The sequence below is a fragment of the Pseudomonas sp. PS02288 genome (assembly GCF_029959715.1).
Taxonomy (GTDB): domain Bacteria; phylum Pseudomonadota; class Gammaproteobacteria; order Pseudomonadales; family Pseudomonadaceae; genus Pseudomonas_O; species Pseudomonas_O kuykendallii.
On record NZ_JASCPA010000004.1, the window covers coordinates 135,733 to 141,772 of the forward strand.

General features: G+C 66.9%; 7 protein-coding genes. 2 read left to right on the plus strand and 5 right to left on the minus strand.

Annotated features, from left to right (window positions below):
- Window positions 1-30: 30 nt before the first annotated feature.
- The 4 genes from QMX85_RS03720 to minC all read right to left on the minus strand — a co-directional run bounded on the left by QMX85_RS03720 (window position 31) and on the right by minC (window position 2,712).
- On the minus strand, window positions 31-666 hold the full coding sequence (locus QMX85_RS03720) for an RluA family pseudouridine synthase (protein WP_282338864.1): 636 nt from the start codon (window positions 664-666) through the stop codon (window positions 31-33).
- 69 nt (window positions 667-735) lie between these two features.
- A complete protein-coding gene (gene minE, locus QMX85_RS03725) occupies window positions 736-990 on the minus strand; it encodes a cell division topological specificity factor MinE (protein ID WP_090231612.1) in 255 nt (84 codons plus the stop codon).
- A complete protein-coding gene (gene minD / locus QMX85_RS03730) occupies window positions 987-1,802 on the minus strand; it encodes a septum site-determining protein MinD (RefSeq protein WP_090231613.1) in 816 nt (271 codons plus the stop codon). The genes minE and minD overlap by 4 nt, the downstream gene beginning before the upstream one ends.
- 169 nt (window positions 1,803-1,971) lie before the next feature.
- A complete protein-coding gene (minC, locus tag QMX85_RS03735; RefSeq protein ID WP_282338865.1) occupies window positions 1,972-2,712 on the minus strand; it encodes a septum site-determining protein MinC in 741 nt (246 codons plus the stop codon).
- Between the two features lie 161 nt (window positions 2,713-2,873).
- Here minC and QMX85_RS03740 point away from each other — a divergent pair, with 161 nt between their 5' ends.
- Together QMX85_RS03740 and QMX85_RS03745 are read left to right on the plus strand one after the other, a co-directional pair.
- Window positions 2,874-3,797, plus strand: a complete 924-nt coding sequence (locus QMX85_RS03740) for a lipid A biosynthesis lauroyl acyltransferase (protein WP_282338866.1) — start codon at window positions 2,874-2,876, stop codon at window positions 3,795-3,797.
- Window positions 3,798-3,814: 17 nt separating this feature from the next.
- Window positions 3,815-5,014, plus strand: coding sequence for a patatin-like phospholipase family protein (locus QMX85_RS03745; protein ID WP_282338867.1), 1,200 nt, complete (start codon window positions 3,815-3,817; stop codon window positions 5,012-5,014).
- A gap of 7 nt (window positions 5,015-5,021) precedes the next feature.
- On the opposite strand, the gene QMX85_RS03750 is transcribed toward QMX85_RS03745, so the two are convergent.
- Window positions 5,022-5,876, minus strand: coding sequence for a pirin family protein (locus QMX85_RS03750; protein ID WP_282338868.1), 855 nt, complete (start codon window positions 5,874-5,876; stop codon window positions 5,022-5,024).
- Window positions 5,877-6,040 lie beyond the last annotated feature (164 nt).

A 6,040-nucleotide genomic window follows, 5' to 3' on the forward strand; every position in this document is an offset into this window, starting at 1 on the left:
CGCTCGGCATCAGCCCCTGCGCCCCGGCGTCTAGAACGGCGCCGGGCACTCGAAGCGCAGGCGTTCGCCGCTGTGCGGGTGGCTGAGGCTGAGCATGCTGGCGTGCAGGCACAGGCGTTCGTGCGCGGCCAACGCCTCGGGGTTGGCGTAGAGGCGGTCGCCCAGCAGCGGGTGGCCGATCGACAACATGTGCACGCGCAACTGGTGCGAGCGCCCGGTGATCGGCGTCAGCTCGACGCGGCAGTGCCGCTCGAAGCGTTCCAGTACGCGCCAGTAGGTGAGGGCGTGCTTGCCCTGCTCGAAGTCGACCACATGGCGCGGCTTGGTCGGCGGGTCGTAGCGCAATGGTAGCTCGATGCGCCCGCTGTCGAGCGCCGGCTGCCCCCAGCAGAGCGCGGTGTAGGCCTTCTCCGTTTCGCGGTCGTGGAACTGGCGGGACAGCTCGCGGTGGCTATCGGCATCGCGGGCGAGCACGATCAGGCCCGAGGTTTCCCAATCCAGGCGATGCACGATCAGTGCCTCGGGGTAGCCGTTTTCCTGCAGCCGGGTGACCAGGCAATCCTTGTTGTCATCGGCGCGGCCGGGGACGGAGAGCAGCAGGGTCGGCTTGTTGATGACCAGCAGGGCGGCGTCCTGATGGACGATTTCAATGTTCGACAGCGGCATTATCTGGCCTGAATGAAAAAGCGGCCCTCGGGCCGCCCTCTCGATGTGGTGAAACGAACGCGGGCGCTATCAGCGATCCGGCAGGGTGATATTCAGCTCCAGGATCGAGCAGCTGCCCTGGCTTTCCAGTGCGACCTGAACCTGATCCTGCTCGATGTTCACGTACTTGCGTATCACCTCGACCAGCTCCTTCTGCAGGGCAGGCAAGTAGTCCGGCTGGGTACGCTGGCCCCGTTCATGGGCAACGATGATCGACAGACGCTCCTTCGCGATCGATGCAGTGGATTCCTTTTTGCGATCGCGGAAGAAGTCAAAAATGTTCATTCGCGACCTCCGAACAGTCGTTGCAGGAAGCCGGGTTTCTTGACGTCCAGGAAGCGGTGCGCGAGGTCCTTGCCGAGCAGGCGGTCGACCGCGTCGCTGTACGCCTGGCCGGCGTCGCTCTGCTCGTCGAGGATCACCGGGACGCCCTGGTTGGAAGCCTTGAGCACGGCCTGCGATTCGGGAATCACGCCGAGCAGGTTGATCGCGAGGATTTCCTCGACGTCTTCCACGCCGAGCATTTCGCCCTTGGTGACGCGCTCCGGGTTGTAGCGGGTCAGCAGCAGGCGTTCCTTGATCGGGTCGAGACCTTGTTCGGCGCGGCGCGATTTGCTCGCCAGCAGCCCGAGCATGCGGTCGGAGTCGCGTACCGAGGAGACTTCGGGGTTGGTCACGACGATGGCTTCGTCGGCGAAATACATCGCCAGGTGCGCACCTTTCTCGATACCGGCAGGGGAATCGCAGATCACGTACTCGAAGGTTTTCGACAGTTCGTCGATGACCTTGCCGACGCCTTCCTGGGTCAGCGCGTCCTTGTCACGCGTCTGGCTGGCGGCCAGCACGTAGAGGTTCTCCAGACGCTTGTCCTTGATCAGGGCCTGGGTCAGCGTCGCCTCGCCGTTGATGACGTTGACGAAGTCGTACACCACGCGGCGTTCGCAGCCCATGATCAGGTCGAGGTTACGCAGACCGACGTCGAAGTCGACGATGACGGTCTTGTGCCCGCGCAAGGCGAGGCCGGTACCGATGGCGGCGCTGGTGGTGGTTTTGCCCACGCCACCCTTGCCGGAAGTGACTACGAGGATCTTGGCCAAGGTGATTAACCCCAAAATGTAAGGAAGAGTTGGCATCCGCGGCCGGCGCAGGCCTGCGAATCGCCCTTGTATGGTCCTGACTGCCGGTGAGGATCGACCGCGTCCGATGGCGTCGTGAGCGGCGGCCGAAACCCGCTGCAGGTACCTGAAAAAGTGGCGGCAGTATCCGTTAAAGGCGGGTGATGTTCAACACGTCGCCCGCCAGGCCGACCTGCACCGGCTGGCCCCACAAGGGCTCGCGGCGGAGGTCTTCGGCGACCTTGTAGTGGCCGGCCACGGAGACCATTTCGGCGGCCAACTGCTGGCAGAAAATGCGTGCCTTGGAGTCGCCCTTGACGCCGGCCAGGGCGCGTCCGCGCAACGGACCGTAGACATGGATATTGCCGTCGGCGAGAAGTTCCGCCCCCGGACTGACCGCCGCAATGACCACCAGATCGCCGCCCTGGGCGTAGATCTGCTGGCCGCCGCGGATCGGCGTGGTGATCACCCGTGTCGGCTTGGCGACCGGTTCCGCGGGTTTCTCCGGCTTCTTCACCAGCGCCGCGCCGGCGGTCGGATCGAGCGGCCGTTCGCGCGCGCCCGAGGGTGGCAGCACCGGCAGATCCATGGAGTCGGCGGCGGCCACGTGCTCGAAGGTGTTGGAGCGGATCGCCAGCGTACGCAGGCCGTGACGACGGCAGACGCTCATCAGCGCGGCGAGATCGAGACGCCCCTCGCTGGGTGACAGCTTGTCCAGCGCGAGGACCAACGGCGTATTGCTGAAGAAGGCCGGTGCCTGTGCGACTTTGGCAGCCAGCTGGCGGTCGAGCCGCTGCAGGTCATTGTGTGCCAGCTCCATCACGGTGATGGCGAGCATGCTGCCCTTGAGCTGGAACACGGGTTCTTGGTCGAGTAGGTCGGTTTGGCTCATGGTTTGCCCGAAACGTTGAATCGCGAGGACTTATAACGGGAAACGCGCTGCCCCGCCATAGCGCGGGGCGGCGCTCGGCCCCGTGTATCCGTCGGCGCGGCTTTCGGCGCGGGCCTCATTTGTCGCTAGAATGCCGGCTTTCTCCGCTTCCCGAGACCCGCATGGATCGTCCGCAATTCAGCCCCGCTTTTCTCCATCCGCGCTTCTGGTTGCTCTGGCTCGGCCTTGGGCTGCTCTGGCTTGTAGTGCAATTGCCGTATGCGGCGCTGCTCGCCCTCGGTCGCCTTGGCGGAGCGGCGATGTTGCGTCTGGCGGGGTCGCGTCGGCGCATCGCGGCACGCAACCTCGAACTGTGCTTCCCCCATTTGTCGGAGAGCGAGCGAAAGGCGCTGCTGGAGGCCAATTTCGCCTCCATGGGCATCGCCTTCTTCGAAATGGCGATGAGCTGGTGGTGGTCGCGCGAGCGGCTCGCCCGGCTCGCTCATATAGAAGGGATCGAGCACCTGCAGCAGGCCCAGGCGCAGGGACAGGGGGTGATCCTGATGGCGCTGCACTTCACTACGCTGGAGATTGGCGCCGCGCTGCTCGGCCAGCGCCACACCATCGACGGCATGTACCGCCAGCACAAGAACCCGGTGTTCGACTACGTGCAGCGCCGCGGTCGCGAGCGGCACAACCGCGACGCTACCGCCATCGAGCGCGAGGACGTGCGGGCGATGCTCAAGGTACTGCGCGCCGGGCGGGCGATCTGGTACGCGCCGGACCAGGACTACGGCGCCAAGCAGAGCCTGTTCGTGCCGCTGTTCGGAATCCCCGCCGCCACCGTCACCGCCACCAGCAAGTTCACCCGGCTCGGCCGCGCGCGCGTGGTGCCCTTCACCCAGGAACGTCTGGCCGATGGCAGCGGCTATCGGCTGACGCTGCACCCGCCGCTGGCGGATTTCCCCGGCGAGAGCGAGGAAGCCGACTGCGCGCGCATCAACACCTGGGTCGAGCAGGCGGTAAGCGAGTTGCCGCAGCAGTACCTGTGGGCGCATCGGCGTTTCAAGACGCGCCCGCCGGGGGCGCCTAAGCTCTACTCCTAAAGTCCCCAGGATGAGCCATGAGTGAAAGCAAAGCCGCGCCGGTCACCGGACTGATCCTTTCCGGCGGTGGCGCCCGGGCGGCCTACCAGGTCGGCGTGCTGGCGGCGATCGCCGACCTGTTGCCGGACACCGCGCGCAACCCGTTCCCGGTGATCGTCGGTACGTCCGCCGGGGCGATCAACGCGGTCGGCCTGGCCTGCGGCGCGCTGCATTTTTCCGAGGCGATCCGCAATCTCACCCAGGTCTGGCAAAGCTTCCATTGCGCCCAGGTGTACCGCAGCGACTGGCCGGGCGTGCTGCGCCAGGCCGGGCGCTTCGTCTCCAACGCATTGTTCGGGCTCGGCGGTACGGCGCCGGTGGCGTTGCTGGACAGCGCGCCGCTGCGTGAGCTGCTGGCCGAGCGGCTGGATTTTTCCGGGATCGCCGCGGCGGTGGCGCGCCGTCAGTTGCGCGCGGTGGCGGTCTCCGCGTTCGCCTACGAGTCGGCGCAGGCGGTGACCTTCTACCAGGGCCGCGCCGCCATCGATCCGTGGTTTCGCCATCGCCGCGTCGGCGTGCCGACGCGCCTGGACGTCGAGCACCTGATGGCCAGCGCGGCGATTCCGTTGATCTTTCCGCCGGTGAAGATCAACCGCGAATACTACGGCGACGGAGCGGTGCGCCAGTCGGCACCGATCAGCCCGGCGCTGCACCTGGGCGCGACGCGGGTGCTGGTGGTCGGCGTCAGCGGCAAGTCGCGTGGCAGCCTGGACGACGTGCAGATCGACAGGCCGCCCGTGGCGCGCAGCCAGCGCCCACCAAGTCTGGCGCAGATCGGCGGGCACATGCTCAATAGCACCTTCATCGACAACCTGGAAAGCGACATCGAGCTGCTCAAGCGGCTCAACTACATGGGCGCGCTGGTGCCGGACGACGTCCGCCGGCGCGGCCTCGGACTGAAGCCGGTGGAGGTTCTGGTGGTGGCTCCGAGCAAGCCGCTGGACCAGATCGCCGCGCGCCACCGGCGCGAGCTGCCGGCGGCGTTGCGGGTGTTCCTGCGCGGTCCCGGCGCGACCCGGGCGAGCGGCGCGGGGGTGCTCAGCTACCTGCTGTTCGAGGCCGGCTACTGCAACGAACTGATCGAGCTGGGCTACCAGGACGCCATGGCGCAGAAGGCGGAACTGCTGCGCTTTCTCGCCCTGGAGCCGAGCGTCGAGGCCCAGGCGTCCACGCGCTGAGCGCGCTTCAGGCCAGCACGCCGTTATGGAAGTCGCGTAGCGCCTGCTCGATTTCCTCGCGGCTGTTCATCACGAAGGGTCCGTACTGCACGATCGGCTCGCCCAGCGGCCGGCCGGCGAGCAGCAGCACGCGCGCGCCCTGGTCGCTCGACAGGCGCAGCTCGCCCTGTTCGGAGAGCCGCGCCAGGCGTCCCCGGATCACCTCGGCCGGCGCGTCGCCGGCGACCAGCAGCGTGCCTTCATAGACGTAGAGCATCGGCCGCAGGCCGTCGGCGAGGCGCAGGTTCAGCTCGACGCCGGCCGGTATCACCAAGTCGAACAGGTGAGGCTCGCTGTGCGGACGCTGCACGACGCCGTCGAGCTGCCGCTCGCCGTCGTCGAAGCGACCGGAGATGACCTTCACCTCGACGCCGCCTGCAGTGCGCAGGCGGGGGATTTCCGCGGCATCGAAGTCGCGGTAGCCGGGCTCGCCGAGCTTGTCCTTGCCCGGCAGGTTCAGCCAGATCTGGAAGCCGCGCATGGCACCCTGTTCCTGCTCGGGCATCTCGCTGTGGATCACGCCGCGTGCGGCGGTCATCCACTGCACGCCACCGCTCTGCAGCAGGCCGACGTTACCCATGTGGTCTTCATGGCGCATGCGCCCTTCGAGCATGTAGGTGATGGTCTCGAACCCACGGTGCGGGTGCGGCGGGAAGCCGGCGATGTAGTCGTCCGGATCGTTGGAGCCGAACTCGTCGAGCATCAGGAAGGGATCGAAGCGCTCGATGCCGGCGCCGCCGATCACGCGGTTCAGACGCACGCCGGCGCCGTCGGATGCCGGTTGGCCGATGTGCTGGGCGATCACGCTGCGAAACGAAGTCATGGGAATCTCCGCGAAAAACAGACGTGCATCGTAAGCGAAGGATTCGATTCGATGGTTGCGATTATCGCGGGATAACTATCGAAGAACTGGATAGTTCAGGGGCCGCCCCCCCCGCCGCCCGGGGGGCGGGGGGGCACCGCGCTCGGCACGTCGCGCGCCCCCGG